Consider the following 26,993-nt stretch of genomic DNA (forward strand, 5'->3'; position numbering starts at 1 on the left):
TTCCCGGTCCCGTCCCGGGCGTCTCCTCAAAGCGCCCGTCCCGGGCATCTTCCTGCTGCGCCCGTTCCGGGCGACGCCCCACAAGCCCGCCCCATCTGGCCTTGCGCCCGCCGATCGCCCATAACGCCCGCATGACACGCGACGCCCTGCCCATCGACGACATCCTGCCCGACCTGATCACCGCCCTGCGCGCCAAGGGGCGGGCCGTGCTGCAGGCCCCGCCGGGCGCGGGCAAGACCACCCGCGTGCCGCTGGCCATGCTCGACGCAAGCCTCACCGCGCAGAAGATCGTCATGCTCGAACCCCGGCGCCTGGCCGCCCGTGCCGCCGCCGACCGCATGGCGGCGACCCTGGGCGAAGAGACCGGCCAGACCGTCGGCTACCGGGTGCGCGGCGATGCCCAGACCTCGAAATCCACGAGGATCGAGGTCGTGACCGAAGGCATCCTGACCCGCATGATCCAGTCCGACCCCGAGCTTTCGGGCATCGGCGCCGTGATCTTTGACGAATTCCACGAACGGTCCCTAAATGCCGACCTTGGCCTGGCGCTCTGCCTGGAAATCGCCGGGGCCCTGCGCGACGACCTGATCCTGCTGGCCATGTCCGCGACGCTCGATGCCGCACCGGTGGCCGAGCTGATGCAAGCCCCGATCCTGACCTCGGAAGGGCGCGCCTTCCCCGTCGACATCCGCCACCTCGACCGCCCCCTGCCGCGGGAAACACGCATCGACCAGGCCGCGGCCGAGGCCGTGCTGCGCGCCCTGCCGGAAACCTCCGGCGGGTTGCTGGTCTTCCTTCCCGGCGAAGGAGAGATCCGCCGCACCGAGGCCCGGTTGCGCGACCGCCTGCCCGCCGAAGTGGCGCTGCATACGCTCTTCGGCGCGATGCCCCTGGCCGCGCAACGCGCCGCGATCCGGCCCGCACAAAAGGGGCGCAAGATCGTGCTGGCCACTTCGATCGCGGAAACCTCTCTGACCATCGAAGACATCCGTGTGGTGATCGACGCAGGCCTCGCCCGGCGTGCCCGCTTCGATCCCGGCTCGGGCATGTCGCGGCTGGTCACCGAACGTGCGTCCCGGGCCGAGGCGACACAGCGCGCCGGCCGCGCAGGCCGAGTGGCCGATGGCACCTGCTATCGCCTCTGGACCAGGGGCGAGGAAGGCGCGCTGCCCCCTTTCGCCCCGCCGGAAATCGAAACTGCCGATCTTGCCCCCCTGGCCCTGGACCTCGCGCAATGGGGGGCCGCGCCCGATGCGGTGCCCCTGCTGACCCCGCCCAATGCCGGCACCTATGCCGAGGGCCTGGCCCTGCTGACCGATCTTGGCGCGTTGAAATCCGGCCAGATCACCGACCATGGCCGCGCGCTGGCGGCGCTTCCAACCCATCCGCGCTTGGCCAACATGCTGGTCCGGGCCGGGAAACCCGCCGCCACGCTGGCCGCGCTGCTGGCCGAACGCGATCCCCTGCCGCGTGGGGCCCCCACGGACCTCTCTCTGCGGATCGAGGCCATCGCCGACCCCAAGGTCTTCGCCGCCCGCCGCCCCTGGGCCCCGGACCGCGGCGGGATCGCGCGCATCCGCGAAGACGCCCGACGCCTTTCCCGCCTGGCTCCCGACCTGAAGACCCAGGCACCCATGCCGCTTGCCGAAATGGCCGCCCTTGCCTATCCCGACCGCATCGGCCAGCGCCGTAAGGGTGACACACCGCGTTATGTCCTGTCGGGCGGCAAGGGGGCCGTGCTGCCCGAGGGCGACACGCTTGCCGCCGCGCCCTTCCTCGTGGCCACAGACCTGGACGGCAACCCGCGCGAAGCCAAGATCCGCCAGGCCGTTCAGATCACCGCGGCCGAGATCCGCGCAGCCTTTCCCGACCGCATCCAATGGGTCGACAGCTGCAGCTGGTCGAAACAGGACCGCCGCGTCCAGGCCCGCCAGCAAGAGCGTCTGGGCCACGCCGTACTGGACGACCGGATCTGGAAGGACGCCCCGAAAGAGGCCATCGCCCGCGCCATGCTGGACGGGGTGCGCGACCTCGGGCTGACGATTTCCGACAAGGCGCGCCTGTTCCTCGCCCGCGCGCGCCTGGCCGCAGACAGCATGAACCTGCCGGACCATTCCGATCAGGGCCTTCTGGACACGGCCGAAGACTGGCTGCTGCCCTATCTTTCGGGGATCCGCGATGCCGCAAGCTGGCGGCGCTTTGACATCCTGCCTGCGCTCAAGGCCCGGCTAGACTGGGACCAGGCACAGGCGCTTGACCGGATCGCGCCGCCGGGCTTCACCACGCCTCTGGGCCGCACCATCGCCATCGACTACGCCTCTGACCCGCCCGAGGTCTCGCTTCGCCTGCAGGAGCTCTTCGGCCAGACCTCGCACCCTTCGGTCGGCGGCACGCCTTTGAAACTCACCTTGCTTTCCCCGGCCGGCCGGCCGATCCAGACCACATCCGACCTGCCCGGCTTCTGGTCCGGCAGCTACGCCGACGTGCGCAAGGACATGCGCGCGCGCTATCCCAAACACCCCTGGCCCGAGGACCCGACCCAGGCCGACCCCACCCTGCGCGCCAAACCCCGCAAGGCCTGAGCACCGCCATCGTTGAAAATTCACGCCTTTGGCGTGAAGCCTCCGGCGGGGACATTTATAGCAAGAGGATGTCAGGGGCGCGCCCACCCCATCCTCTTGCCAGAAATATCCCGGGAGGGTGATGCGGCTTGCCGCCGAGGGAGGGCAGCGCCCTCCCTTATCTTTATTTATCCAGGCACCAGCGCATCACGGCCTTCTGGGCGTGCAACCGGTTCTCGGCCTCGTCGAAGATAACCGACTGGGGCCCGTCCATCACAGAAGATGTCACTTCCTCTTCGCGATGCGCCGGCAGGCAATGCATGAACAGCGCGTCCTTGCCCGCGGCTTCCATCAGCCGGTCATTGACCTGGTACGCGCGCAACAGGTTGTGCCGCCGCTCGCGCGAGGATTGGGCGTCATGCATCGACACCCAGGTGTCCGCGACGACCAGGTCCGCGTTCTCGACCCCCTTCCAGGGATCACGCTGGATGGTGAAATTCACACCCGCTTCGCGCGCCATGTCGACGAATTCCCGATCCGGGTCCAGCTGTTGCGGACCGCAGAAGGTCAGGTTGAAGTCGAACTGCTGGGCCGCATGCAGGAAAGACGCAAAGACATTGTTGCCGTCGCCCATCCAGACCACGTTCTTGCCTTTGATCGGGCCGCGGTGTTCTTCGAAGGTCAGCACATCCGCCATGATCTGGCAGGGGTGGGTCCGGTCCGTCAGGCCGTTGATCACCGGCACGCTGGCGTATTCCGCCATCTCCTGCAGGACCGATTCATCGAAGGTCCGGATCATGATCAGATCCACGTAGCGCGACAGCACCCGGGCGGTATCGGCGATGGTTTCTCCGTGGCCCAGCTGCATGTCCTGGCCGGACAGCACCATGGTCTGCCCGCCCATCTGGCGCACCCCCACGTCGAAGGACACCCGCGTCCGGGTCGAGGGCTTTTCGAAGATCAGCGCGACCATGTGACCGGCCAGGGGCTGTTCGTCGTCCGGGGCCCCCTTCGGGCGGCCGGCGCGGGCCTCTTTCATGGCGCGGCCCTGGTCGATCATGGCCCGCAGATCACCGGGCGTGGTGGTGTGAATGTCCAGAAAATGTTTCATCGTCTTGTCCTGTCTGTCCGGTGCGCGGCGGGCCCTGCCCGCGCGCGCGCCCCGTCTTGATATCTCGGGGTATCGCCCCCAAGGGCCTCGGCCCTTCGGGGCAGCCCCCGGCCGCCTTACCCCTGCACCGCGATGCGCTTGGCGGTGCGATCCAGCCGCTCCACCGCCTCTGCGATCTCCTCTTCGCTCAGCGTCAGGGCGGGCAGAAGGCGCACGACGTTGTCGGCGGCGGGCACGGTGATCAGCTCTTCCTCATAGCCGGCCTTGACCAGATCCGCGGGCGCGACCTTGCACTTCAGCCCCAGCATGAAACCCTGACCGCGCACCGCCTCGAAGACCTCGGGGTTCTCGGCCACCAGCCCTTCCAGCTTCTGACGCAGCAGCGCGCCCTTGCGCCCGACCTCTTCCAGGAAACCCGGCTCGGTGATCGCGCCCACCACGGCCAGGCCCACGGCACAGCCCAGGGGGTTGCCGCCATAGGTCGACCCATGGGTGCCCGCGACCATGCCGCTGGCTGCATCCTCGGTCGCCAGCACCGCGCCCAGGGGGAAACCGCCGCCGATGCCCTTGGCCACCAGCATGATATCCGGCGTCACCCCGGCCCATTCATGGGCAAACAGACGCCCGGTCCGGCCCATGCCGCACTGGATCTCGTCGGCGATGAACAACGTGCCGGTCTCGTCACACAGCGCGCGGATCGCCTTCAGCAGACCGTCGGGCGCAACGTTGATGCCGCCCTCGCCCTGCACCGGTTCGATGAGGATGGCGGCGGTCTTGTCGGTGACCACCGACTTCAGCGCCTCCAGGTCCCCCCAGGAAACCTGGCGGAAGCCGGGCAGAAGCGGCCCGAAGCCCTTGACCATCTTCTCGGTCGGGGCGGCGGCGATCGCGGCCGAGGACCGGCCATGGAAGGCCCCGGTGAAGGACACGATCTCGACCCGCTCGGGCTGGCCCTTCTCGTACCAGTACTTGCGCGCCATCTTTACGCCCAGCTCCATGCTCTCGGTGCCCGAGTTGGTAAAGAAGACCGTATCGGCAAAGGTTGCATCGACCAGCTTGTCGGCCAGCGCCTGCTGCTGCGGGATCTCATAGAGGTTCGACACGTGCCACAGCTTCTGGGCCTGGCTCACCAGCGCATCCACCACCACCGGGTTGGAATGGCCAAGCGCCGCCACCGCGATCCCCGACCCGAGGTCGAGAAATCGGCGCCCGTCCTCCTCGATCAGCCAGGAACCCTCGCCCTTCACGAAATGAAGGGGGGCACGGGAATAGGTCGGCAGAACGGACGGGATCATCGCGTTATCCTTTGCATATGGAAGTCCTGAGGAAGCATAGCCCAAAGGTCAAAGTCAACATTTTCAGGGGGTTTTGCACCATATTGGTGCAGATGAACACGGGATGGACGCGGGATGGACACTGGCCAATCGCCGCCGTCGACGTCAGGCGTGGCTGCGTCGGCGTCGGATCTCGGAATGGCGCGTCATCATGTTCATGCGCTTCCCATACAGCCGCACCCCGCCACTGCAAAGCGCAAAGCCGCGCCCGCCCCCATTCCGCGCGCCACGTCGGCAATTCCGCCACATTCCCGGACCACCCCTGTTCGCCTGCGAAAAACCGCCCCCCCCTCTTTGGTTTTCACAAATATCCCAGGGGGGGCGACATTCCCCGAATGTCGCGGGGGGACAGCGTCCCCCCTCCCTGCCCGCACCACGAAAAAGGCCGCCCGACATGCCGGGCGGCCCAACCTTCACACAGTCCTCAAACCGTCACTCGGTCGCGGTGCCCTCACCGCTCTGCGCAGCCGCATCCGATCCGGCATTTCCACCGGCCTCAGCCCCCGGTTCCGCCCGCAGCGCCCCGTTGACCCAGTCTCCGCGCTCGGCCTCGCCCGAGGCATAGGTCATCACGCCCTGCCCCTGGCGGCGGCCACCCTCGAAGAAGCCTTCGTAGACATCGCCGTTGGCATAGGTGGCGCGGCCCTTGCCGGTGATCTCGCCATCTTTCCAGCCGCCTTCGTAAACAAAGCCATCGGCCATCTCGATCCGGCCCTCGCCGTCACGCTTGCCGGCCTTGAACCCGCCCTCGTAGACCGACCCGTCGGCATAGGTCGCCTTGCCCTGGCCCTCGCGTTCGCCATCGACCCACTGGCCTTCGTAGCGATAGCCGTCGGGATAGGACATCACGCCCTGCCCATGGTTCTGGGCATTGCGGAACTCTCCCTCATAGGTCAGCCCGCTTGGATAGGTGGCGATGCCGCGGCCGTCGATCACGCCGTCCTTCCACTGGCCCTCGTAGGTGGCGCCGTCGGGATAGGTGATCTTGCCGATGCCATTGGCCAGGTCATCGCGGAACTCGCCCTCGTAGACCGACCCGTCGGGATAGGTCACGCGGCCCACGCCCTCGATCTTCCCGCGCACCCACTGGCCCGCGTAGGTATAGCCATCCGCGCCGGAAAACTGGCCTTCGCCGTGGCGCAGGTCGTTCTCGAATTCGCCCTCGTAGACGTCGCCGTTGGCATAGGTGACCTTGCCCCGGCCCTCGCGCTTGCCCTCGACCAGTGCGCCTTCGTAGATGTCGCCATTGGGCTGGGTCAGCGTGCCGACCCCGTCGATCTGGCCGTTCTTCCAGGCCCCTTCATAGATCAGGCCGTCGGGCATGGTCAGCTTGCCCTGCCCCTCGCGCGCGCCGCGCACGATCTGGCCCACGTAGATCGCCCCGTCGGGGTAGGAGATCTGGCCCTCGCCTTCCTTCACCCCGTTGACCCATTCACCGTCATAAAGATAGCCGCCCGGGGCCTTCATCACGCCGCGCCCGTGGTGCATGGCGTTCAGGAACTGACCCTCGTAGCTGGTGCCATTGGCGTAAGAGGCAACGCCGGTGCCATTGATCTTGCCCTCTTCCCAGTCGCCCTCATAGGTGCCGCCGTCCGAGAAGATGATCTTGCCCACGCCATCGGGTTTGCCCTTGGCAAATTCGCCCTCGTAGACCGATCCATTGGGAAACTTGGCGGTGCCTCGGCCGCGGATCTCGCCCTCGACCCAGTCGCCGGAATATTCGTAGCCATTGGGCAGCGTATAGGTGCCGGTGCCGTGCTGAAGTCCGTCCTTGAACGTGCCCTCATAGACGCCGCCGTCGTCATATTGCTTGGTCTGGACCTCCTGCGCCCAGGAAGGAGCCGCACCAACACCCAACCCCGTCAGGCCCAGCCCCGCCGACAGGGTAACAGCCCGCCCGACAGCAAGCGCATGCGCGCCCAGACGCCTAGTCCGATCCGATCTTTGCTGTACCTTGCGCATCACCTTGCCCCCCGGGACATCCGCCAAACCTCGGCCAATCAGCGGCCGATCCCCGGCCATCTTGCGGGCCGGATCGGGTCAAAACCTAAGACGCAGACGGCTGACCCGCAATGCCTTTTGGCCAAATCACCTTTTCCTTGCCGCCCCCTGCCGCTAAGCAGGCACGGACAGGACGAACGAGGCCCCGATGACCGACAGCTTCCGCATCACTTTGTGCCAGCTCAACCCGACGGTCGGCGACATTGCCGGCAATGCCGCCAAGGCGCGCGACGCCTGGGAACAGGGCAAAGCCGCCGGGGCCGACCTGGTCGCCTTTCCGGAAATGTTCATCACCGGTTACCAGACCCAGGACCTGGTCGAAAAACCGATCTTTCACCAGACGGCCATCGCCGCGATCGAGGCCCTGGCCCGTGACTGCACCGACGGCCCCTCGATCGCCATCGGCGGCCCCGCTCTGGAAGGGGCCTCTCTCTACAATGCCTACTACGTGCTGACCAAGGGCAAGATCGTCAGCCGCGCGCTGAAGCATAACCTGCCCAATGAAACCGTCTTCGACGAGGTCCGGCTCTATGACAGCGGGCCGCTTGGCGGGCCCTATGCCGTTGGAAACACGCGCATCGGCAGCCCGATCTGCGAAGACGCCTGGCACCCCGAAGTGCCCGAAACCCTGGCCGAGACCGGGGCGGAATTCCTCCTGGTGCCCAATGGCTCGCCCTACTACCGCGGCAAGATGGACACCCGCTACAACCACATGGTGTCGCGCGTGGTCGAAACGGGGCTGCCGCTGATCTACCTCAACATGGTGGGCGGCCAGGATGACCAGGTCTTTGACGGCGGCACCTTCGGGCTGAACCCCGGCGGGGCCATGGCCTTTCACATGCCGGTCTTCGACACCGCTGTCGTGCATGTGGACCTGGACCGCACCGATGACGGCTGGCGCATCCGCGAGGGCGACAAGATCGCGCCGCCCGACGACTGGGAACAGGATTACCGCTGCATGGTGCTGTCGCTGCGGGACTATTGCCGCAAGACGGGCTTCGGCAAGGTTCTGCTGGGCCTCTCGGGCGGGATCGACAGCGCCATCGTCGCCACGATCGCCGTCGATGCGCTTGGGGCCGAGAACGTGCGCTGCGTCATGCTGCCCTCGGAATACACGTCAGAGCATTCGCTGGAAGACGCGAAGGCCGTGGCCGAAAACCTGGGCTGCCGCTATGACTACGTGCCGATCGGCGCCGGCCGCGCGGCGATCACAGACACGCTGGCCCCGCTGTTCGAAGGCACGACACCCGACACGACCGAGGAAAACATCCAGTCCCGTCTGCGCGGTCTGCTGCTGATGGCCCTGTCGAACAAGTTCGGCGAAATGCTGCTGACCACCGGCAACAAATCCGAGGTCGCGGTCGGCTATGCCACGATCTATGGCGACATGGCGGGCGGCTACAATCCGATCAAGGATCTCTACAAGACCCGCGTCTTCGAACAATGCCGCTGGCGCAACGCCAATCACCGCGACTGGATGATGGGCCCGGAGGGAGAGGTCATCCCCGACCGCATCATCACCAAGCCCCCCTCGGCCGAGCTTCGCGCGGACCAGAAAGACAGCGATTCCCTGCCCGATTACCCGGTGCTGGACGCGATCCTGGAAATTCTTGTCGATCTGGACGGATCCATCGAGGATTGCGTCGCCGCAGGCTATGACCGCGCCGATGCGAAACGGGTCGAACACCTGATCTACATCAGTGAATACAAACGCTTCCAGTCCGCGCCCGGCACCCGCCTGACCAAGCGCGCCTTCTGGCTGGACCGCCGCTATCCGATCGCCAACCGCTGGCGCGACCCCGGCGGGGCTGCGTGATCGCCGCGGGGATATTCGGTTTGGCGGGGCCTTTGGGGGGCCTGTCGGGATCGCCTGTGAGACCTGACCGGCCCGAGAGCGCCGACTCTGGCCACGCTTTGGCACAACCACCACACCGCAAATCTCTTCGCCCCACATTCCCTCGCATCCAAAGCGAGGAGGCCCGCAAGGGCCGAGGAGCCCCCCCGTCCACGCAAAAGCTTACCCGCCCTTACGGGCATGCGCGCGACCCGCAGGACAGCACCCGATGCCGCGCCTCCTGATCGTCTACCACTCCGCCACCGGCGGCACCGAACAGATGGCCCGCGCCGCCCATGCCGCGGCCACTGCAGAAGGCGACGCCACCCTTCTCCGCGCAGCGGATGCAGGCCCCGATGACCTTCTGTCCCATGACGGCTATGTTTTTGCCGCGCCGGAAAATCTGGCCGCCATTGCAGGTGTCATGAAAGATTTCTTCGACCGCAGCTATTACCCGGTCTTGGGCCGCATCGAAGGCCGGCCCTATGCCCAGATGGTCTGTGCCGGATCCGACGGCAGCAACGCCGCCCGCCAGACCGCCCGCATCGCGACGGGGTGGCGGCTGAAACAGGTGCAAGAGCCGCTGATCATCTGCACCAATGCGCAGACGCCAGACCAGATCCTGGCCCCGAAATTGATCCCGGACGGGGATCTGGCCCTGTGCCGTGACCTTGGGGCTGCCTTGGCCGCCGGGCTGACGCTTGGGGTTTTCTGACCTCGGGGCCGACCCTGAACTTCATGTGGCATGAACCCGAATGTGCTTGTGGAACTTCACTTGGCACGAACTCGCTTGTGCCGTCAGAACTGGACACGGTTCTGGCCCCTGAGCCATGCCAAAGCCAGCCCCAAGGCCCGTCCTGAATCCCAGCCTCGACCCATCCCCCCCTGTCAGATCCGCGCCCGTTGCACCATCCGGTCCCGCAGCAGGCCCGAGACCTGGGCGATCCCCGGCGCAACATCGCAGCCGGCCCGCTGATCCGCCCGCAGCGCGTCCACCGCGTCCAGCAGAACCGTATCCCGCGCCGACCGGGCCACACCCGACAGGAACTGCGTGATATAGCGCAGGACGGGGCCATCGGCCGGCCCTTCTAGCGCCTCGGCCATGGCGACCATGTCGTCGTGATAGGCCATGGCGTCTGGCTGGATGTCATCGGGATCGACCAGCCGGGGGCCAGCGGGCCGCCGGTCAGGCGCAACATGGGCCAGGATGGCGTTCTGGAAGGCGGCCAGCTTGGTCACCGGCTTGGCCAGGAACCCGTCTGCCCCGGCCTCGAACGCGGCCTCTTCGGCGCCGTCGTCGCCCGAGGCGGCCAGCAGCACGTCCACCCGGGGCACCGCGCGGGACAGATCGCGGATCAGGTCCAGGCCCGATCCGTCCGGCAGCCCCAGATCGACGATCATCACCGTCGGGCGATAGACCTGCAGGTGCCGCCGGGCCGAGCCCAGGCAATCCGCCCGACGGATGCGCGCGCCCGAGCGGACACACATCAGGCGCATCGCCTCGCTTGCATAGCGGCTGTCTTCGACCACCAGGATCGTCATGCCCAGCAGCGGCCGCGACGGCGTCGGCACGTGATCGCGCGGCAGGTATGTCTTGTCGTCCATCCGGGTCTCCTTTCTGGAATATCCAGCCCCGCCTCAGCCTAGCGCCGCAGATCTGAATCCGCGGTTAACGCCCGCGCCGTTGCGTCATTTTCCCAGGGCTCACGCCCGCCAACGCCCCCCGCGTCGCCCTGTCCGCTTGCCTGAACCTGCGCCGCGCCGCATATAAGGGCCAACCAAAGAGGAGATCCCCATGATTGGCCGCCTGAACCACGTCGCCATTGCCGTTCCCGACCTGACCGCCGCCGCGGACCAATACCGCAACGCCCTTGGGGCCAAGGTGGGCGAACCGCAGGACGAACCCGACCACGGCGTCACCGTGATCTTCATCGAACTGCCCAACACCAAGATCGAACTGCTCTACCCGCTTGGCGAGAACTCTCCCATCCAGGGCTTTCTCGACAAGAACCCAAGCGGCGGCATCCACCATGTCTGCTACGAGGTCGACGACATCCTCGCCGCGCGCGATCACCTGAAGTCCACCGGCGCGCGCGTCCTGGGCACGGGCGAACCGAAGATCGGCGCCCATGGCAAACCCGTACTGTTCCTGCATCCGAAGGATTTCAACGGCTGCCTCGTGGAACTGGAGCAGGTCTGATGGGTCCCACCTCTGCCCTGGTTCTCTTTGCCGTCATCTGGTTCATGACCCTGCTCTGCGTCGTGCCGATCAAGCTGAAGACGCAGCAGGACGTGGGCAAGGTCACCCCCGGCACCCAGTCGGGTGCCCCCGAAGTGCATCACCTCAAGGCCAAGATCTGGATCACCACCGGGATTTCCATCGTGCTTTTCGCGATCATCGGCGGGATCATCGTCTCGGGCTGGATCACGGTCGAGGACATGGATTGGTGGGGTCGTCTGGACAACGCCTATCCCGACAATTGATCCTTTCCGGATCCTGATCAGCGGCCCCTTCCGGGGCCGTTTTGCCGACCGCCCGCCCCTTGCGCACATGCGGGTAGTCCGGCCCCATAGGAACGGCCCGCCGGGTTGCCTCTTGCCCCGCCCGCGCATTCCCGTACCTTGCGCCACAGCGAGAGGAGCCCCCATGACCGTCACCCTGACCACCCAAGCCCTGCCCTATCCCGGCGTCCACAATATCCGGTGCCTTGGCGGCTATGAGACAGACCAGGGCGGCACCACCCGGGCGGATGCGATCTGGCGCGGCTGTGCGCTGACCGGTATCGCCCCCGATGATCACGAGGATCTTCTGGCGCGCGGCCTGTCGACCATCATCGACCTGCGCCGAAGCGACGAAATTGCCCATGCGCCCAACCCCCTGGCCGATGATCCGCGTGTCCTCTACGTGAACATTCCCCTGTTTGACGGGCTGGACCCGATCGACCGCATGGCCGAGGAAACCGGCGGGCAGTTCGACTTTGGCGTGCGCTATCGCCTGGCGCTGGACACCTGCCAGGAGAACATGGCGGCCGTGCTGCGCACCATCGCCCAGGCCGCGCCGGGCGGGGTCTATTTCCACTGCACCGCCGGCAAGGACCGCACCGGGCTGATTGCCATGCTGCTGCTGGCCAATGCGGGCGTGCACCGCGACGTGATCGCCGCCGAATACGGGCTGACCGCGCGGCTTGGCGCATCGCTGATGGATCAGCTGCGGGCGATCATCATCGACCGGGGCCAGACGCCGGAACGCACTGCGCAGATCCTGGCCTCGGAACCGCGGACCATGCTGGGGGTGCTGGATCACCTGGACGCGACCTATGGCGGGCCGATCGCCTATCTGGATCAGATCGGCATCGACGCCGCCCTGCGCGCGCAGCTGGTGGCGCGGCTGGTTTAAAACCCCTTAGGGTGTGTTGCCGGGGGCCATCCGCCCCCTGCCACGACCACCCTGCGCCCGGCGCATAGATGGCACCCTGCGCGCGGCACCTAAATGGCACCCCGCGCGCGCCGCGATTACCGGTTCAACAGCTTCAACAGGCCCTTCTTGGCCTCGTCTTCAAGCTTGCGGCGCAGCGCATCCTCGGCGCTTTCGCCCTCTTGCTGGGTGATGCCAAGCTCGCTCTCGACCTTGGCTTTCACCTTCTCGCGCACACGGTTTTCCAATTCCTTCTTCTCTTCCGCCGCGTTCAGTTCAATCGCCTTTTCCACGTCGACGGAAATGCGCGGTTTGGCCCAGGGGCCCCGGATCAGCACTGGAAGCGCCAGGCCGCGCCCGTCGCGGGCCTTCAGGCTGACCGGCGTGAACAGATAGTCGATCATCTGCTTGCCCAGGTCGACGCGGCCTTCGCCGCGCGCCTCGATCCCGGCCAGCTTCATCAGCAGGTCAGAATTGCTCAGGACCCCTTGGGCAATGGCAAAATTCGCGGTGGTCGCGTCAAAGATCGTGGTGCCTCCGGTCGGATCGCCGCCCCGGAACAGCCGGTCCAGGTCCAGCCCTTCAATGGTGCCGCGCCCTGTTTCAATCCCGCCGTCGCCGGACAGGGAATTCATGATCGCCGCCACCGATTGACCCGAGCCCAGGAATTTCACCCGGGCCGAGGCATCGCCGGTGAACCTGGTGATGCCGGCAAGCTCGCTTAGCGCCTGTTTCAGCTTGATGCCGCTGGCGGTCAGGTCTCCTCCGACGGACAGGCCATTGCGGTTGTTGGCGACGAATTCCCCGGTCAGCACCCCGCCAAAGGCCTGAACCTCGCGCAGGGTCGCCACCGCGCGCGCCCGGTCCAGTGTCACCAGAACCCGCGTCGTGCCCAGAGTCGTCGCCCCAAGCGCGACCGAGGGCGCACTCAGCGAAATCTCACCATCCAGCGCGCCCAGAGCGCTGGCGTCGATCGGCGCGGTGGACCAGCCGACTTGCGCCGCCCCCGCCTGCGCCGGAGCCGCGTCGGACGACAGCGCCGTCAGGTCCAGCGCCCCGGCAGTCAGCTGCGCGGTCAGGCGCGGACGGTCGCCGCCAAGCGCCAGATCCGCCGCGACCCGGGCCGAGTTCTTGCCCGAGGACAGCGTGCCTTCACGCAGGGCCAGCCGGTTGTCGCGGGTCAGCGTGATGTCACCCGCGACCGCAAGATCCCGGCCCAACCCGGGCGACAGCCCCGGATCGGCCTGTCCCAGGGCCGCCATCATCCGCCCCGTGTCCGAGGCCGTGAGGCTAAGCGCGCCCTGCACTTCGGGGGTAAGAGAGGCGCGGCCATCGAATTTGCCCTTCGCGCCCGGCATCTCGACCGTCAGGGAAAGCGGGCTGATGTCGCCGCCCGCAAGCCCCGCCACGTCCGAAACAACGCCGCGCAGCCGCACCGGATCGCCCGCCGGGCGCAGGATCAGATCCACATCCGCCGCGCCGCCATCGTCGGGATAGGCCAGCACCAGGTCAAAGTTGCGCTGGCTGATCTCGGTGCCTGCCTGGGCGTCGATGAAATAGACCGACGCCCCCGTGACCTCGGCCCGGTCCAGGGTGATGGGCGTGGGGCGTGCGGTGCCGGCCGGGGCCGCCGTATCCTGGGCCGCGCCACCGGACGCGCCATTCAACGTGACCTCCCAGTTGCCCACGCCCTGGCGGTTCCGTTCCAGCAGGATCTCGGGGGCCTGGGCGGTCAGCGCGCGGATCCGGACCTCGCGCTTCAGCAGGGCCGCGGCATCCACCCCGATGGTCACCGACTTGGCCTGAAACATCGGGCCGTTCTCGGACCAGGGCGCATTGGCGATCTTCAGCCCGTCGGCGGTGATCCCCAGTTCGGGCCAGAAGGTGACCCGCGCGGCCCCGCCGATCTGCACGTCGCGGCCGGTCCTGCGGCTGATCTCATCCGCGGCCATCTGGGCGATTTTCTCGCCGGGAATCAAAAAGAAACCACCGATCAGCACCAGGGCAAAGACGATCACAGTTCCGATCAACAGACGTATCAGCCGCATCAGGTCCTCCGGCAGGGTTTCGCCGAGCCACGATAGCAGCCCCCGCCCCGGCAGCAAGCGGTGACGCTTGCAAACTGGCCGCAACGCGGTATAGGCGGGCCATGTCCCAGAATCCTCCCAGCCTTCGCCCGGATCTTGCCCCTACGCCCCGTTTCGACGACACGCGCCGCCCCGGCCAGCCGTCGATCGGCATGGTGTCCCTTGGCTGCCCCAAGGCGCTGGTCGACAGTGAACGCATCCTGACCCGCCTGCGCGCGGAAGGCTACGCCATCAGCCCGGACTACACCGGGGCCGATGCGGTGATCGTGAACACCTGCGGTTTCCTTGACAGCGCCAAGGCCGAAAGCCTTGAGGCCATCGGCGAGGCGCTGAATGAAAACGGCAAGGTCATCGTGACCGGCTGCCTGGGGGCCGAGCCCGAGTATATCACCGGCGTGCACCCCCGCGTGCTGGCCGTGACCGGCCCGCATCAATATGAACAGGTGCTGGACGCAGTGCATGGCGCGGTGCCGCCCGCGCCCGATCCGTTTATCGACCTGCTGCCTGCCAGCGGCGTCAGCCTGACACCCCGGCACTACAGCTATCTTAAGATTTCCGAAGGCTGTAACCACAAGTGCAAATTCTGCATCATCCCCGACATGCGCGGCAAACTGGCCTCGCGCCCTGCCCATGCGATCCTGCGCGAAGCGGAAAAGCTGGTGGATGCGGGCGTCAAGGAGCTGCTGGTGATCTCGCAGGACACCTCGGCCTATGGGGTGGATCGCAAGCATGACGCCAACCCCTGGAAGGACCGCGAGGTCCGGTCCCATATCACCGACCTGGCGCGCGAACTGGGCGAACTGGGGGCCTGGGTGCGGCTGCACTATATCTACCCCTACCCCCATGTGCGCGAGCTGATCCCCCTGATGGCCGAGGGCAAGATCCTGCCCTATCTCGACATCCCCTTCCAGCATGCCCACACCGACACGCTGCGCCGCATGGCACGCCCGGCGGCGGCGGAACGCACGCTGGACCGGATCGCCGAATGGCGCGACATCTGCCCGGACATAACCCTGCGATCCACCTTCATCGTCGGCTACCCCGGCGAGACGGAAGAAGAATTCCAGACCCTGCTGGACTGGATGGACGAGGCGCAGCTGGATCGCGTCGGCTGCTTCCAGTACGAAAACGTCGATGGCGCGCGGTCCAACGAATTGCCCGACCATGTGCCGGATGAGGTCAAGCAGGACCGTTGGGATCGCTTTATGGAAAAGGCTCAGGCCATTTCCGAGGCGAAACTGGCCGCAAAGGTTGGAAAAGTGATGGACGTGATCGTCGACGACATCGACGAGGACGGCATCGCCACCTGTCGGACCAAGGCCGATGCGCCCGAGATCGACGGCAACCTGTTCATCGACGAAGGCACTGAAGGCCTGAGCGCCGGCGACATCGTCACCGTCGAGGTCGACGAGGCCAGCGAATACGATCTCTGGGGTCGCCGGGTTTAAGAATCGCGTGATCGGGCCCTGCGACCCGGCCCTTTCCAATCGCCCGGATCACCCTGAAATTACGACGCCGGCGCATTGTCCCCACGACTGCGCCGGCGTCTGACCTGTCCCCCGCTCTGCCCAGTGCAGCAACGCCCCATGACCGTTGCTGCTGGCGAAGGACCGGTATCCCTTGTCTCCGACCCGACGAGGCCGGAGGCGGATCAATCGCCCCGCAGGCTTTCCAGCAGGCGCTTGTTCCGGCAATAGGACGGCGCGCTGCGGGCGGTGTCGTGATTGGCCTGCCACTTGGCACAGGCCTCGCCCTCGCGGCAGGCGGCACAGGCCAGAACGGCCCCGCGGTAGTCCCCGACCATATCGGCATCGCGCAGGATGAACCGCCCGAAATCGACGCCCAGCTTTTCGCTCATGCCCTGAAACAGCGCCTCATGTTTGACGAGTCGGCTGAAAAATCCCATGTCTTCGATCCTTATTCCGCGGCCACCCGGGCCAGCCGGGCGAAGGTTGCGGTGTTTTCGCAATAGTCGGGGGCGCGGTCGGTCCGCCCCGCCAATGACTGCTGGTCCAGCCAGCCCCTGCAGCTGTCCGCACAGGCACAGCCCCGGCAGTTGGTGACCATCTCGGCCCACTCGGGAGAGGTGACCTGCCCGGCCTGCATCGCCTCGGACAGATCGACGCCCGTCGCCTGGCCCATGCGGCGCACGAGGTTCAGATGTGTGTGGATGTGTCCCAGTTTCGGCATGCGGTCTCTCCCGGCTGATGGCCATGGGATAGACCGGCCCCGGGCGTGCGACCTTGATCCGGATCAAACCTGAGAAAAAAGCGGAAAACCTTGGGGGTGCGGCAACAAAAAGGGGGCCATGATCGGCCCCCTGAAGCGTGTTGCCCGGTTCAGCGGAGGGCGCGGCGCACGGCCTCGACCCGGTTTGCATTGGGCGGATGGGTTCCCAGGAACCGGTTGCCCGGATCGGGAGAGCGTTCGAAATAGCGCGCGCCATTGATCGCGTTGTAACCCGCGTCGCGGGCGATCCGCGCGCCGATGGCGTCGGCCTCAAGTTCATAGTCCTTGGCGTAGACGCGCGATCCCAGCACAGCCCCCAGGCGGGCCGCCGTATCCAGCGCCGCCCCCGAGGCACCGCCCCGCGCCGCCGCGCTGGCAAAGATCAGCGCCCCGGCCCGTGTCGATTCGCGCCGCCGGTCCAGGTGGCGGGCAATGTGGTGGGCGGCTTCGTGCGACAGGATGAACGCCATCTCGTCGTCGTTCTGCACATAGGCGATCATCGGCACGGTCACCGCGATCACCGGCCGCCCCTTGTCGTCGACCATCTGGAAGGCGTTGATCGGGGCATCAGCGCGATCATCCACGACGATGTTGTAATCGCAGTTCAGATCCGGGGCCTGCGCGCGGCAGGCGGCCTCGGCCACGGGTTCGACCCGGTCGGCCACCGTGACGAAGCGGCGCGCGGCGGCGCGGACGTCGGCCGGGATCTCCTCGGTCGTCTGCGAGGGCTGGCTGGGGGGCGTGCTGGTCGGCACCGGCACATCACAGGCGGCCAGCGCCAGAAGGACCGGAACGAATAGGGCTCTGATGATCTGGGCTTTGCGCATGTGTCCTGCCTCTTTGGCCCTATCTATCGGCAGTTCGGGGTGAATTTTCAACCACGCAAACCTGACTTTGCCGTCATGTCACGAACATATCACCCCTTCGGAATGCAAAGCCGCTTGCCCCGGGGGCAATGAGCTGGCTAAGAAGTATACATGTTCACCATCGAGCACGAATTTGACAGCACCCTGATCACCCTTGTCGATGACGAGGCCGACACGATGTTGCAGGAGGACGTTGTCATCAACGCCTTCGCGGAATGTGTCACGATCGAACAATATGACCCCCGCCAGGACAATGTGCAGAAGATCACCCTGTCCATGGCGCAGCTGCGGGATCTTGCCGCGGCCTTCAACCTGCCCGAGGGGAGCTATACGCTTCGTCCTTCGGAACAGGACTAGGCCGGTCCGCGTCTGGTCTGCGTCAGGTCTGGCCGGTGCCCGGGCTGATCAGTACGAGGTCTGATCGGAGCGAGGTCTGATCGGCCCCCCGCCGCGTAAGGCTCACCCCTTCAGCGCAAAGACCTTGTCCCGCGATGTGCACCCACGCACCAGCGTCAGCGCCGATTTCGGCACGCCCATGGCCTTGGCCAGCAGGGCGATGACGGATTTGTTGGCCTTCCCGCCCTCGGGCACGGTGGTTGTATAGACGCGGATCGCACCCTCTTCGACCACGATACGGTCGCGCGCGGCCTTGGGTGTCACCCGCACGGTGATTTCCGCGCCCGACTGCGCCAACCCCGTCAAATCCGGCAGATCCCGTGCCATGTATCCCCGCGTATCCCCGCTTGCCCCGCACCCTGCGCCGGGCCACACTTGTCCAAAAGGAAAGGCCAGATCACGCTGGCCCAATGACAGGGAGGATGCGCCATGGCGCGAGACGGGACAAGCATGCGCGCCGGGAAAACCGGCTTTTACTGGGACGAACGCTGTTTCTGGCACGCGGGAGGCAATTACGCCCTGACCCTGCCCCTGGGCGGGCTGGTCCAGCCGCTGGCCGCAGGCGGCCTGCCCGAAAGCCCCGAGACCAAGCGCCGGCTGCGCAACCTGATGGAGGTCACCGGGATCACCGCCGATCTGGTGATGACCTCGGCCCCGCCCGCCAGCCGCGCCGACCTGGAACGCATCCACCCCGCCAGCTACCTGGATGAGTTCAAATCCATGTCCGACGCCGGCGGCGGAGAGCTGGGCCTGCGCACCCCCTTTGCCAAGGACGGATACGAGATTGCGGCCCTGTCGGCCGGGCTGGCGAAACAGGCGCTCATGGACGTGATGGAGGGCAATGTCACCAACGCCTATGCCCTGTCGCGCCCGCCCGGCCACCATTGCCTGCCCGACTGGCCCAATGGCTTCTGCCTGATGGCCAATATCGCCATCGCGATCGAGGCCGCACAGGCCGCCGGTCACGCACGCCGGGTCGCGGTGATCGACTGGGATGTGCACCACGGCAACGGGACCGAGCACATCTATTACGACCGCGACGATGTGCTGACGATTTCGATCCACCAGGAAAAGAACTATCCGCTGGATACTGGCGATGTTGCTGACAGGGGCCGGGGCAAGGGGGACGGGTTCAACATGAACATCCCCCTGCCGCCGGGTGCGGGCCATGTGGGTTATCTCGAGGTGATGGACCGCATCGTCCTGCCCGCGCTTGACCGCTTTGCGCCGGATGTCATCATCGTCGCCTGCGGCTTCGACGCCGGGATCTTCGACCCGATCGCCCGGATGCTGTGCACCGCCGAAACCTTCGGCGAAATGACCGTCCGTGTGATGAACGCCGCCGAGCGCCTTTGCGAGGGCCGCCTGCTGCTGGTGCACGAGGGCGGCTATTCCGAGGCCTATGTGCCCTTCTGCGGTCACCGTGTTTTGGAGGAACTCTCGGGATCGTCCCACAAGGCCCCCGACCCGATGGCCGCCACGGTCGCCGCCCGCCAGCCGAACGCCCGGTTCGATGCCTTCATCTCCGGGCTGATCGGTGAGATGGCGGCGGAGTTTGGGGGTTAGCAGCGACTAACCCTTTGGGAAATTCGCCAAGGGCAGTGTTTCCCCAGCAGATATTGCTCCCTTCGATCATGTGTCCCGCCCGGCGGCAACGCCGGGCAGCGCCGACCCGCCCCCCAGGGCGGCGCTATTGCGCCCCCCTCGGGTCGGTCGCTGCCCTCATCTCCTCTTCCACCTTCGAAGATCCGCTCCAACCGACTTGACCCCATGGCCCTCAGCCCCGACATATCGGCCAACAGAAAGAGGATCCCATGCCCGAGAAAAACCAGGCCGCGCTTGATTTCCTGGCCAAACGCCGCTCGCATTCGCCGAAACTGCTGACCACGCCCGTCCCCTCAAAGGACGAGCTGACCGCGCTTCTGACCCTTGCCGCACGCTCGCCCGACCACGGCGCGCTGGCCCCCTGGCGGTTCATCGTGATCGAGAAACCCGCGATGGCCCGGCTGGCCGACCTGGCCGAGGCCCGCGCAAAATCCCTAGGCCGCCCCGAGGAAGACCAGTCCAAGGCGCGCGGACAATTCGACCGGGGCAACCTGGCGGTGGTCGTGGTGGAACGTCCCGTGGCCTCGGAAAAGGTGCCGCCGCTGGAACAGACGCTGTCCGCCGGCGCGGTCTGTCTGAGCCTTGTGAACGCCGCGCTGGCCTCGGGCTGGGGCGCGGGCTGGGTGACCGGCTGGATTTCTTTCGACCGGGGATTTGTCGAACAGGGTCTAGGACTTGAGACCAGTGAACGTGTCGCGGGAATCGTCCATATCGGCAGCTTCGCAACCGCCCCCGTTGAACGCGCCCGTCCGGATGTGGAAGGGATCACGACGTGGCTGTCGGCGTAATCCTGTCGTCCTTCTTCGGAGCACTTGGCCAGCTGGGCGATCCCCGGTTCCGCCGGGTGCTGGTGATCGGCATCGGGCTGACCCTGGCGCTTCTGGTGGCGGTCTACGCCGGGTTCCTGGGTTTCCTGCAGTGGAGCGTCGGCGACACCGCGACCCTGCCCCTGATCGGAGAGGTCACCTGGCTGAAGGACTTGCTGACCTGGTCCTCCTTCGGGCTGATGCTGGTGCTGTCGGTCTTCCTGATGGTGCCGGTGGCCTCGGCCATCACCTCGATGTTCCTGGACGACGTGGCGCAGGCGGTCGAGGACCGGCATTACCCGGACCTGCCCCCCGCGCCGCGCCTGCCCCTGTCCGAGGCGCTGGTCGATACGCTCAGCTTTCTGAGCGTGATCATCGTGGCCAACATCCTGGCGCTGTTCGTCTATGCGATCTTCGCGCCCTTTGCGCTGTTCATCTTCTGGGGGCTGAACGGGTTCCTGCTGGGGCGGGAATATTACACGCTGGCCGCCATGCGCCGGGTTGGCCGGGCCCAGGCCAAGGTCTTGCGGAAGAAGCATTTCCTGACGATCTGGGCGGCCGGGGTACTGATGGCGATGCCGCTGTCGGTGCCGCTGGTGAACCTGTTGATCCCAATCATGGGGGCCGCGACGTTCACGCATATCTTCCATCGGCTGCCGCAGCGGTGAGGGCTGGCACATGCTCTGAGGGCAGCGACCGACCCGAGGGTGGCGCAATAGCGCCGCCCTGGGGGCGGGTCGGCGCTGCCCGGCGTTGCCGCCGGGCGGGACCCATAGCTGAAGTCAGCGAGATCGGCCCTGTCACGGCAAACTGGGCCTCTCATCGACCGCACAGCGGCCTTTTCGCAAGCTACCCGCGACCAACCCCGCCGGGGGCGACGGCCACCGATTTGATCACCGCGTGACAGGCCAGCCCCGGCACCAGTCCAAGCGCCTGCGCAGAGCGGCGGGTGACGCGGGCCAGCAAAAGATCCTCACCGGCGCGCAGCTGAACCATCACGCCCGGCCCCTGCCCCTGATGCATCTGGGCGATCACCACCGGCAGCACGTTCAGCGCGGAAATCCCTGTCGGGGGCTCTAGCGCCAGCATGACGTCCTGCGCCTCGATCCGCACCCGCAGCGCCGTCCCGGCGGGCTGGCCGACCTGCGGCAGGAACAGGCGCCCTCCGGCGGCTGAGACCTCGGTCAGGCCGTCGTCGTGATGCGCCACCACCCGGCCGGACAGGATCGCTCCGGCGGCGCGCGGTCCCAGCAACGGGGCCAGAGCAGGATCGGCAAACAGCGCCTCGGCCGGGCCGGATTGCACCACCCTGCCCCTGTCCAGCACCACGAGGGTGGCGGCCAGGCGGGCGACCTCTTCGACATTGTGAGACACGTACAGGATCGGCACGCCGCCCTCGTCACGCAGACGTTCGAGATACGGCAGAATCTCTTCCTTGCGGGCCTGGTCGAGGGCCGCGAAGGGTTCGTCCATCAGCAGCATCCGGGGGCGCGACAGCAGCGCCCGCCCGATGGCCACCCGCGCCTTTTCGCCGCCCGATAGCGTCGCGGGTCGACGCGCCAGCAGATCCGCAATCCCCAGCAGATCACAGACCCGGCCCAGCCCCTGATCGTCGGGTGCGCCATACAGAAGATTACGCCGCACATCGAGATGCGGGAACAGCCGCGCATCCTGGAAGACATAGCCGAAACGGCGGCGATGCACGGGGACGTTGATGCCCCTGGCGGCGTCGAACAGGACCTCTCCGTCCACCTCGACCCGGCCGGCATGGGGGTGAAGAAGCCCCGCCACCGCGTTGATCACGCTGGTCTTTCCCGCGCCCGACCGGCCAAAAAGCGCGGTGACCCCATGCGGGGCCTCGAACCTTGCGTCCAGAGCCACTTCACCCAGGGGATGGCGCAGATCGACCTTCAGGCTCATGCGCGCACCCTCCGCGCCATGCGGCGTGCCAGGGCCTCGGACGCGATCAGCGCCAGGGTCGCCACCAGCACCGAGACCAGCACCAGCCGCCAGGCCGCGCCATCCGCCCCGGGCTGCTGCAGGAAGGCATAGATGGCCGAGGGCAGCGTTCGCGTCTCGCCGGGGATGTTGGAGACAAAGGTGATGGTCGCGCCGAATTCGCCCATGGCCTTGGCAAAGCCCAGCACCGCCCCCGCCAGCACCCCCGGCAGCGATAAAGGCAGCGACACGGTGAAGAAGACCCGCAGGCGCGTGGCGCCCAGGGTGGCGGCGGCCTCTTCCAGCTTGGGGTCCACCGCCTCGATCGCCAGGCGGATCGCGCGCACCATCAGCGGAAAGCCCATGACCGCCGCCGCCAGCGCCGCCCCCGTCCAGCGGAAGGCAAAGACCACGCCGATCTGAGCCAGCGCCTGTCCCAGGGGGGCCACGGGCGAAAAGGTCTCAAGCAGCAGATAGCCCACGACCACCGGCGGCAGCACCAGCGGCATATGCACGACGACGTTCAGGATTTCGCGCCCGCGGAACCGCCCGCGCGCCAGCAGATGCGCGACGCAGATGCCCAGAGGCAGCGACAGCAGCGTGGCCCAGAAGGCGACTTTCAGCGACAGGCGCAGCGCGGCCCATTCCTGCGGGCCAAGCCAGGCGGCGTCGCCTAGGGCGCTCACGGGGTCGGGACGGCCAGGAACCCGGCCGCGTCAAAGACCGCCCGCATCTCGGGCCCGCCAAGAAAGCTCAGGAAATCCGCGCCCTTGGGATCGCCGCCCGCGACCAGCGCCGCCGGATAGGTGATCGGCGCATGGCTGGTTTCGGGAAAGACCCCGCGCAGCGACACCCGCGGTTCAGCCATGGCGTCGGTGGCATAGACGATGCCCCAGGGGGCCGCGCCCGTGGCCACCAGCGACAGCGCCGCGCGCACGTTGTCGGCCTGTGCCAGCTGATCCTTCAGCCCGTCCCAGGCCCCCAGGGTGGTCAGCGCCTCGCGCGCGTAGACCCCGGCGGGGACGGCGTCGATCAGCCCCACGGCCAGCCGGTCATAGCCGATCATCGCCGGCAGATAGGTGGTCGCCGTGATCTCGACCGGGGCCCCGCGCGCATGGGACACCAGAACCAGGCGATTGCGCAGCACGGCGCGACGGGTGGCATTGTCGATCCGGCCAAGCGCGGCCAGGTGGTCCATCCAGCCCTCGTTCGCCGACAGGAAGACATCCGCCGGGGCGCCGGCCTCGATCTGGCGCGCGAGGGCCGAGCTTCCGCCATAAGAGATCACGACCACCTGCCCGGTCCGGTCTTCCCAAAGCTCGGCCGCGCGGTCCAGCGGACCGCCCAGGCTGGCGGCGGCAAAGACCAGCAGGCTTTCGGCCCGCACCGGCAGGGCCAGCGTCATCAAGGTGAGGAAAAGGGCTAGAATTCGTGTCATCATCGGCGCTTCTTGGGATGCCATGTCAACCAAGGGCGGGTCCGAATTCAAGTCAAAACGCCATCTCGGGTCGCAACAGGGTGCAAACCACATTATGCAGGGTGAACAACCAGGATCGAAACCACCCGCCATGCCCCTTGCGCTGCCCCCGCTTCCCGACCTGCCCCGCCTGGGCTTTGACGACATCATCGACGTCCGAAGCCCCGCCGAATACGCCGAGGATCACATGCCCGGCGCGATATCCCTGCCGGTGCTGTCGAACGAGGAACGCGCCCGCGTCGGCACGATCTACAAGCAGGTCGATCCCTTTGCCGCCCGCAAGGTCGGCGCCGCGCTGGTGTCGCGCAACGCCGCCGCCCATATCGAAGGCCCGCTGGCCGACCGGAACGGAGGCTGGCGCCCGCTGGTCTATTGCTGGCGTGGCGGACAACGGTCGGGGTCTTTCGCGGTGATCCTGAACCAGATCGGCTGGCGCGCCGAGGTGGTCGAGGGCGGCTATCGCGCCTATCGCCGCATGGTCGCCGCCATGCTGCACGACGCCCCTCTACCCTGGTCGCCCGTGCTGATCGACGGCAACACCGGCACGGCCAAGACCCGCCTTCTGCACCATTTGGCCGCCCAGGGCGCCCAGGTCGTCGACCTCGAGGCGCTGGCCGAACACCGAGGATCGCTGTTCGGCGGGCTGTCCGGCCCGCAACCGGCGCAGAAGATGTTCGAAAGCCGCCTGGCCGGGGCGCTGGCAGGTCTGGATCCCGCCCGCCCTGTCTATCTTGAGGCGGAAAGCAACAAGATCGGCGACATCCTGATCCCCGGATCTCTGTGGAAGGCGATGCTGGGCGCGCCCCGGATCGCCGTCACCGCCCCCCTGGCCGACCGCGCCCGTCACCTGATCGACACTTATGCGGAATTGACCGGCGATCCCGCCGCGCTGAGCATGATCATCGACGCCCTGCGCCCCTATCATGCCGCCGATCAGATTGCCGACTGGCAGGCACAGGCAAAGGCGCGCGAATTTTCCGCCTTGGCCCAAGGACTTATGCGCGATCACTATGATCCCCGCTATGCCCGGTCCACCGCGCGCAAGGCCGCCGTGGCCGCGATCGTTCCGCTGAATGACCTGAGCGAAGGGATCCTGCGCAGCGCCGCCGCGCAGATCCTGTCGATCAAGGGCGTCTAGCGGTTAGGTCGGGCTTGTGCCGACCGTGATCCCGACGGGCCCCTCGGTGATCTCACCGATCCGGTTGGCCTCTACCCCCGCCGCGCGCAGATCGGCCAGCACCGCTTCGGCCTGATCCGGGGCGACGGCGGCCAGGAAGCCGCCCGCCGTCTGCGGATCATGCAACAGGGCCGTGCGCGCATCCTCGCGGCTGAAGACCGGGGCATGGTCGCGGTTCGCCGGATAAAGCGTTGAGCGCACGCCCTGTTCCGACAGCTCCAGCGCGCCGGGATGCAGCGGGATCTGCGCCAGGTCCAGCCGCGCCCCCGTGCCCGAGGCCCGGCAAATCGCCATCAGATGCCCCGCCAGGCCAAAGCCCGTCACATCAGTCATCGCCCGCGCCCCGCGCAGCGCCGCCACGTCGCCCGGCCCCTCCGCCATGCGCTGCCACAGCTGCACCACATCCGCGCCGCGCGCCTTGCCCTGCATCTCGCCCGCCAGCTCCACGCCGGATCCGATCCGCCCGGTCAGGATCAGCACATCGCCCGGACGCGCGCCGCCCAGGGTGATCGGCGCATCGCACAGGCCCGTGACGGTGAACCCGATCGTCAGCTCGGCCCCCATGGTGCTGTGCCCGCCCAGGATCACCGCCCCGGCGGCGTGGAAGACATCGCCCGCGGCCTGCATGATCTCCTCCATCATGCGGGCCTGGATGGCGTCCGAGGCGCGCGGCAGGATGACCTGAACCAGCGCCGACTGCGGATCCGCCCCCATGGCACGGACATCGCCAAGCGCGTGCTGCGCCGCGATCCGGGCCATCAGGCCGGGATCCTCGGTACAGGCGCGCAGGTGATCGGTGGTCAGAACCTGCCGTCTGCCGCCGATCTCAAGCACGCCCGCGTCATCCCCCGGCCCGCTGATCACATCCGCCCGCGCAGGACGGTCCATCCCCAAAAGAACCTGATGCAGAACGCCCGGTCCGACCTTGGATCCACAGCCTGCACACAAGGGGGCCTGCCCCAGGATCTCTTGCACGCCCGTGGCGATTTCGCCCGAATCGGGCGCAACCATAGGTGGCAGATCGGTCAGTCTGGACATGAAGCGCCGGTCGATCCGATCCTTCCAGCGCCAGATCAGCCGCCCCGCCGGAGCCAGGGGCAGCGCGGGCCATTTTTCGGCCAAAGCCGTGCGGTCCCCAAGCGAGACGAGCCGCAGGAAATGCCGCTGCGGACGGAAGTTGCGCAGGGGTTTGTCCATCGCGGCAGCACGCAGGTTGTGAAACAGCACCTTCGCCGCGCGCACCGCAAAGACTCCCGCCTTGGGCCGGGGTGAGGCCACAAGATGCGCGCAATCCCCGGCGGCGAAATGGCCCGGATGGCCTTCGACCTGCAGATCGGCCCCGGTGCGGATGAAACCATCGCTCAGCGGAAGACCGGTGTCTTCCAGCCAGGGCTGCGGCGTGGCCCCTGCGGCCCCGACGGTGAAGGCGGATGGCAGGATCCGCCCGTCGGCCAGATGCACCGCGCCGCCCTCGACCCCGACGACGCGGCCGGGCACCAGCACAACGCCAAGCGCGCGCAGCTGGCGCAGCAGTACCCGGTTCAGCGCCGCGCCCACATGGGCGACACGCTCGCCACCGACGACGCTCACCCGACCCGGTCCCAACCGCCGCGCCATGGACAGCGCCAGTTCCACCCCACCCAGGCCGTTGCCGATCACCACAGCTGGGCCCTGCCCCTTGGCCACAAAGTCCTCCCACCCGGCGGCGAAGCGCACGAAGGGTTTCACGGGCGTGCCGTGCCGGTCAAAGCCGGGCACCTGCGGCAGATCCCCGGTGATGCCGATGTCCAGCGACAGAAGATCATAGCCGATGCGCCTGCTGCCCACGCTCAGCACGCGGTTGACGGGATCAAGCCCGTCCGCCGCGCCGATGATCAGCCGCGCACCGGCAAAGCGGCACAGGCGCACCAGGTCGATGCCGATCTCATCCGCCGTGTAATGCCCCGCCACATGGCCGGGCAGCATGCCGGTATAGGGGGCCACGGGGCGCGGATCGACCAAGGTCAGCCGCACGCCGGGCAAGGGTTTCATCCCCCACATGCGCAGCACCAGCGCGTGGGCATGGCCGCCGCCCACAAGAACGATGTCCCGTGTCAGGGGGATCTGGCGCTGCATCCTGTCACCTTTTCGTCTGCGATCCTGACCATGGCTACAGG

General features: G+C 67.1%; 25 protein-coding genes. 12 read left to right on the top strand and 13 right to left on the bottom strand.

Annotation, left to right across the window (positions count from 1 at the left end; all coding sequences use genetic code 11):
• Window positions 1-131: 131 nt before the first annotated feature.
• Window positions 132-2,582 (top strand): ATP-dependent helicase HrpB, encoded by a 2,451-nt coding sequence (hrpB, locus tag BMX99_RS12660; protein ID WP_093453299.1) that lies wholly within the window; start codon window positions 132-134, stop codon window positions 2,580-2,582.
• Window positions 2,583-2,745: 163 nt separating this feature from the next.
• Here the strand turns inward: hrpB and argF are convergent, their stop codons facing one another.
• The 3 genes from argF to BMX99_RS12675 form a co-directional block, all read right to left on the bottom strand.
• Entirely contained in the window at window positions 2,746-3,672 is a 927-nt protein-coding gene (gene argF / locus BMX99_RS12665) for an ornithine carbamoyltransferase (protein WP_093452315.1), read from the bottom strand.
• A 116-nt stretch (window positions 3,673-3,788) separates the two neighbouring features.
• A complete protein-coding gene (locus BMX99_RS12670) occupies window positions 3,789-4,967 on the bottom strand; it encodes an aspartate aminotransferase family protein (protein ID WP_093452317.1) in 1,179 nt (392 codons plus the stop codon).
• A 471-nt stretch (window positions 4,968-5,438) separates the two neighbouring features.
• Complete coding sequence (locus BMX99_RS12675; RefSeq protein ID WP_093453302.1) at window positions 5,439-6,968, bottom strand: MORN repeat-containing protein; 1,530 nt, start codon at window positions 6,966-6,968, stop codon at window positions 5,439-5,441.
• Window positions 6,969-7,155: 187 nt separating this feature from the next.
• On the opposite strand from BMX99_RS12675, the gene BMX99_RS12680 reads away from it, so the two are divergent.
• Together BMX99_RS12680 and BMX99_RS12685 are read left to right on the top strand one after the other, a co-directional pair.
• Window positions 7,156-8,823 carry an NAD+ synthase gene (locus tag BMX99_RS12680; protein ID WP_093452319.1) on the top strand — a complete coding sequence of 556 codons (1,668 nt, stop codon included), beginning with the start codon at window positions 7,156-7,158 and terminating at the stop codon, window positions 8,821-8,823.
• Window positions 8,824-9,070: 247 nt separating this feature from the next.
• The gene (locus BMX99_RS12685) at window positions 9,071-9,556 is read left to right on the top strand and encodes a flavodoxin family protein (protein ID WP_093452321.1); all 486 of its coding nucleotides are present in this window, start codon (window positions 9,071-9,073) and stop codon (window positions 9,554-9,556) included.
• 173 nt (window positions 9,557-9,729) lie between these two features.
• Here BMX99_RS12685 and BMX99_RS12690 read toward each other — a convergent pair whose 3' ends face one another.
• On the bottom strand, window positions 9,730-10,446 hold the full coding sequence (locus tag BMX99_RS12690; protein WP_093452323.1) for a response regulator: 717 nt from the start codon (window positions 10,444-10,446) through the stop codon (window positions 9,730-9,732).
• Between the two features lie 190 nt (window positions 10,447-10,636).
• Between BMX99_RS12690 and mce the strand changes: the two genes are divergently transcribed.
• From mce to BMX99_RS12705, 3 genes are all read left to right on the top strand, one after another.
• On the top strand, window positions 10,637-11,041 hold the full coding sequence (gene mce, locus BMX99_RS12695) for a methylmalonyl-CoA epimerase (protein ID WP_093452325.1): 405 nt from the start codon (window positions 10,637-10,639) through the stop codon (window positions 11,039-11,041).
• Complete coding sequence (locus BMX99_RS12700) at window positions 11,041-11,325, top strand: DUF1467 family protein (RefSeq protein ID WP_093452327.1); 285 nt, start codon at window positions 11,041-11,043, stop codon at window positions 11,323-11,325. The genes mce and BMX99_RS12700 overlap by 1 nt, the downstream gene beginning before the upstream one ends.
• 163 nt (window positions 11,326-11,488) lie before the next feature.
• Window positions 11,489-12,238, top strand: a complete 750-nt coding sequence (locus tag BMX99_RS12705; protein ID WP_170848729.1) for a tyrosine-protein phosphatase — start codon at window positions 11,489-11,491, stop codon at window positions 12,236-12,238.
• A gap of 116 nt (window positions 12,239-12,354) precedes the next feature.
• Here BMX99_RS12705 and BMX99_RS12710 read toward each other — a convergent pair whose 3' ends face one another.
• Entirely contained in the window at window positions 12,355-14,304 is a 1,950-nt protein-coding gene (locus BMX99_RS12710) for an AsmA family protein (RefSeq protein ID WP_139199523.1), read from the bottom strand.
• Window positions 14,305-14,405: 101 nt separating this feature from the next.
• Here BMX99_RS12710 and rimO point away from each other — a divergent pair, with 101 nt between their 5' ends.
• Entirely contained in the window at window positions 14,406-15,791 is a 1,386-nt protein-coding gene (gene rimO, locus BMX99_RS12715; protein ID WP_093452333.1) for a 30S ribosomal protein S12 methylthiotransferase RimO, read from the top strand.
• A gap of 203 nt (window positions 15,792-15,994) precedes the next feature.
• Here rimO and BMX99_RS12720 read toward each other — a convergent pair whose 3' ends face one another.
• From BMX99_RS12720 to BMX99_RS12730, 3 genes are all read right to left on the bottom strand, one after another.
• Window positions 15,995-16,249, bottom strand: coding sequence for a DUF6455 family protein (locus BMX99_RS12720; protein WP_093452335.1), 255 nt, complete (start codon window positions 16,247-16,249; stop codon window positions 15,995-15,997).
• 11 nt (window positions 16,250-16,260) lie between these two features.
• Entirely contained in the window at window positions 16,261-16,533 is a 273-nt protein-coding gene (locus BMX99_RS12725; RefSeq protein WP_093452337.1) for a DUF6455 family protein, read from the bottom strand.
• Window positions 16,534-16,682: 149 nt separating this feature from the next.
• Window positions 16,683-17,399, bottom strand: a complete 717-nt coding sequence (locus BMX99_RS12730; RefSeq protein ID WP_093452339.1) for a M48 family metallopeptidase — start codon at window positions 17,397-17,399, stop codon at window positions 16,683-16,685.
• A gap of 150 nt (window positions 17,400-17,549) precedes the next feature.
• Between BMX99_RS12730 and BMX99_RS12735 the strand changes: the two genes are divergently transcribed.
• Window positions 17,550-17,795 carry a hypothetical protein gene (locus BMX99_RS12735; protein ID WP_093452341.1) on the top strand — a complete coding sequence of 82 codons (246 nt, stop codon included), beginning with the start codon at window positions 17,550-17,552 and terminating at the stop codon, window positions 17,793-17,795.
• A 102-nt stretch (window positions 17,796-17,897) separates the two neighbouring features.
• Here BMX99_RS12735 and BMX99_RS12740 read toward each other — a convergent pair whose 3' ends face one another.
• Window positions 17,898-18,161 carry a DUF167 domain-containing protein gene (locus BMX99_RS12740; RefSeq protein WP_093452343.1) on the bottom strand — a complete coding sequence of 88 codons (264 nt, stop codon included), beginning with the start codon at window positions 18,159-18,161 and terminating at the stop codon, window positions 17,898-17,900.
• Window positions 18,162-18,284: 123 nt separating this feature from the next.
• Here BMX99_RS12740 and BMX99_RS12745 point away from each other — a divergent pair, with 123 nt between their 5' ends.
• The 3 genes from BMX99_RS12745 to BMX99_RS12755 all read left to right on the top strand — a co-directional run bounded on the left by BMX99_RS12745 (window position 18,285) and on the right by BMX99_RS12755 (window position 20,913).
• Window positions 18,285-19,400 (top strand): class II histone deacetylase, encoded by a 1,116-nt coding sequence (locus BMX99_RS12745; RefSeq protein WP_244525537.1) that lies wholly within the window; start codon window positions 18,285-18,287, stop codon window positions 19,398-19,400.
• A 248-nt stretch (window positions 19,401-19,648) separates the two neighbouring features.
• Window positions 19,649-20,227 (top strand): nitroreductase family protein, encoded by a 579-nt coding sequence (locus tag BMX99_RS12750; RefSeq protein ID WP_093452348.1) that lies wholly within the window; start codon window positions 19,649-19,651, stop codon window positions 20,225-20,227.
• Window positions 20,212-20,913, top strand: a complete 702-nt coding sequence (locus BMX99_RS12755; protein WP_093452351.1) for an EI24 domain-containing protein — start codon at window positions 20,212-20,214, stop codon at window positions 20,911-20,913. Before BMX99_RS12750 ends, BMX99_RS12755 begins: the two co-directional genes overlap by 16 nt.
• 181 nt (window positions 20,914-21,094) lie before the next feature.
• Here BMX99_RS12755 and modC read toward each other — a convergent pair whose 3' ends face one another.
• The 3 genes from modC to modA are packed head-to-tail and all read right to left on the bottom strand — an operon-like array spanning window position 21,095 to window position 23,621.
• Complete coding sequence (modC, locus tag BMX99_RS12760) at window positions 21,095-22,165, bottom strand: molybdenum ABC transporter ATP-binding protein (RefSeq protein WP_093452354.1); 1,071 nt, start codon at window positions 22,163-22,165, stop codon at window positions 21,095-21,097.
• Window positions 22,162-22,869: a molybdate ABC transporter permease subunit gene (modB, locus tag BMX99_RS12765; protein ID WP_093452357.1), complete on the bottom strand. Its 708-nt coding sequence runs from the start codon at window positions 22,867-22,869 to the stop codon at window positions 22,162-22,164. Before modB ends, modC begins: the two co-directional genes overlap by 4 nt.
• The gene (modA, locus tag BMX99_RS12770; protein WP_093453305.1) at window positions 22,866-23,621 is read right to left on the bottom strand and encodes a molybdate ABC transporter substrate-binding protein; all 756 of its coding nucleotides are present in this window, start codon (window positions 23,619-23,621) and stop codon (window positions 22,866-22,868) included. Before modA ends, modB begins: the two co-directional genes overlap by 4 nt.
• A 130-nt stretch (window positions 23,622-23,751) precedes the next feature.
• Here modA and mnmH point away from each other — a divergent pair, with 130 nt between their 5' ends.
• Complete coding sequence (mnmH, locus tag BMX99_RS12775; protein WP_093452360.1) at window positions 23,752-24,798, top strand: tRNA 2-selenouridine(34) synthase MnmH; 1,047 nt, start codon at window positions 23,752-23,754, stop codon at window positions 24,796-24,798.
• A gap of 3 nt (window positions 24,799-24,801) precedes the next feature.
• Here mnmH and selD read toward each other — a convergent pair whose 3' ends face one another.
• Complete coding sequence (gene selD / locus BMX99_RS12780; protein ID WP_093452363.1) at window positions 24,802-26,952, bottom strand: selenide, water dikinase SelD; 2,151 nt, start codon at window positions 26,950-26,952, stop codon at window positions 24,802-24,804.
• Between the last annotated feature and the right edge of the window lie 41 nt (window positions 26,953-26,993).

Source organism: Pseudooceanicola nitratireducens, from assembly GCF_900109195.1.
Classification (GTDB): domain Bacteria; phylum Pseudomonadota; class Alphaproteobacteria; order Rhodobacterales; family Rhodobacteraceae; genus Pseudooceanicola; species Pseudooceanicola nitratireducens.

Excerpts from the sequence above, each read along its gene's own strand:
- argF (WP_093452315.1), bottom strand. The coding sequence starts at position 3,672 with ATGAAACATTTTCTGGACATTCACACCACCACGCCCGGTGATCTGCGG.
- modA (WP_093453305.1), bottom strand. The coding sequence starts at position 23,621 with ATGACACGAATTCTAGCCCTTTTCCTCACCTTGATGACGCTGGCCCTG.
- modC (WP_093452354.1), bottom strand. The coding sequence starts at position 22,165 with ATGAGCCTGAAGGTCGATCTGCGCCATCCCCTGGGTGAAGTGGCTCTG.
- BMX99_RS12745 (WP_244525537.1), top strand. The coding sequence starts at position 18,285 with ATGCGCGCCGGGAAAACCGGCTTTTACTGGGACGAACGCTGTTTCTGG.
- mnmH (WP_093452360.1), top strand. The coding sequence starts at position 23,752 with ATGCCCCTTGCGCTGCCCCCGCTTCCCGACCTGCCCCGCCTGGGCTTT.
- BMX99_RS12740 (WP_093452343.1), bottom strand. The coding sequence starts at position 18,161 with ATGGCACGGGATCTGCCGGATTTGACGGGGTTGGCGCAGTCGGGCGCG.
- BMX99_RS12675 (WP_093453302.1), bottom strand. The coding sequence starts at position 6,968 with ATGCGCAAGGTACAGCAAAGATCGGATCGGACTAGGCGTCTGGGCGCG.
- BMX99_RS12705 (WP_170848729.1), top strand. The coding sequence starts at position 11,489 with ATGACCGTCACCCTGACCACCCAAGCCCTGCCCTATCCCGGCGTCCAC.
- BMX99_RS12685 (WP_093452321.1), top strand. The coding sequence starts at position 9,071 with ATGCCGCGCCTCCTGATCGTCTACCACTCCGCCACCGGCGGCACCGAA.
- BMX99_RS12750 (WP_093452348.1), top strand. The coding sequence starts at position 19,649 with ATGCCCGAGAAAAACCAGGCCGCGCTTGATTTCCTGGCCAAACGCCGC.
- BMX99_RS12720 (WP_093452335.1), bottom strand. The coding sequence starts at position 16,249 with ATGGGATTTTTCAGCCGACTCGTCAAACATGAGGCGCTGTTTCAGGGC.
- mce (WP_093452325.1), top strand. The coding sequence starts at position 10,637 with ATGATTGGCCGCCTGAACCACGTCGCCATTGCCGTTCCCGACCTGACC.
- BMX99_RS12670 (WP_093452317.1), bottom strand. The coding sequence starts at position 4,967 with ATGATCCCGTCCGTTCTGCCGACCTATTCCCGTGCCCCCCTTCATTTC.
- BMX99_RS12690 (WP_093452323.1), bottom strand. The coding sequence starts at position 10,446 with ATGGACGACAAGACATACCTGCCGCGCGATCACGTGCCGACGCCGTCG.
- selD (WP_093452363.1), bottom strand. The coding sequence starts at position 26,952 with ATGCAGCGCCAGATCCCCCTGACACGGGACATCGTTCTTGTGGGCGGC.
- BMX99_RS12710 (WP_139199523.1), bottom strand. The coding sequence starts at position 14,304 with ATGCGGCTGATACGTCTGTTGATCGGAACTGTGATCGTCTTTGCCCTG.
- BMX99_RS12680 (WP_093452319.1), top strand. The coding sequence starts at position 7,156 with ATGACCGACAGCTTCCGCATCACTTTGTGCCAGCTCAACCCGACGGTC.
- BMX99_RS12725 (WP_093452337.1), bottom strand. The coding sequence starts at position 16,533 with ATGCCGAAACTGGGACACATCCACACACATCTGAACCTCGTGCGCCGC.
- BMX99_RS12700 (WP_093452327.1), top strand. The coding sequence starts at position 11,041 with ATGGGTCCCACCTCTGCCCTGGTTCTCTTTGCCGTCATCTGGTTCATG.
- BMX99_RS12735 (WP_093452341.1), top strand. The coding sequence starts at position 17,550 with ATGTTCACCATCGAGCACGAATTTGACAGCACCCTGATCACCCTTGTC.
- hrpB (WP_093453299.1), top strand. The coding sequence starts at position 132 with ATGACACGCGACGCCCTGCCCATCGACGACATCCTGCCCGACCTGATC.
- BMX99_RS12730 (WP_093452339.1), bottom strand. The coding sequence starts at position 17,399 with ATGCGCAAAGCCCAGATCATCAGAGCCCTATTCGTTCCGGTCCTTCTG.
- rimO (WP_093452333.1), top strand. The coding sequence starts at position 14,406 with ATGTCCCAGAATCCTCCCAGCCTTCGCCCGGATCTTGCCCCTACGCCC.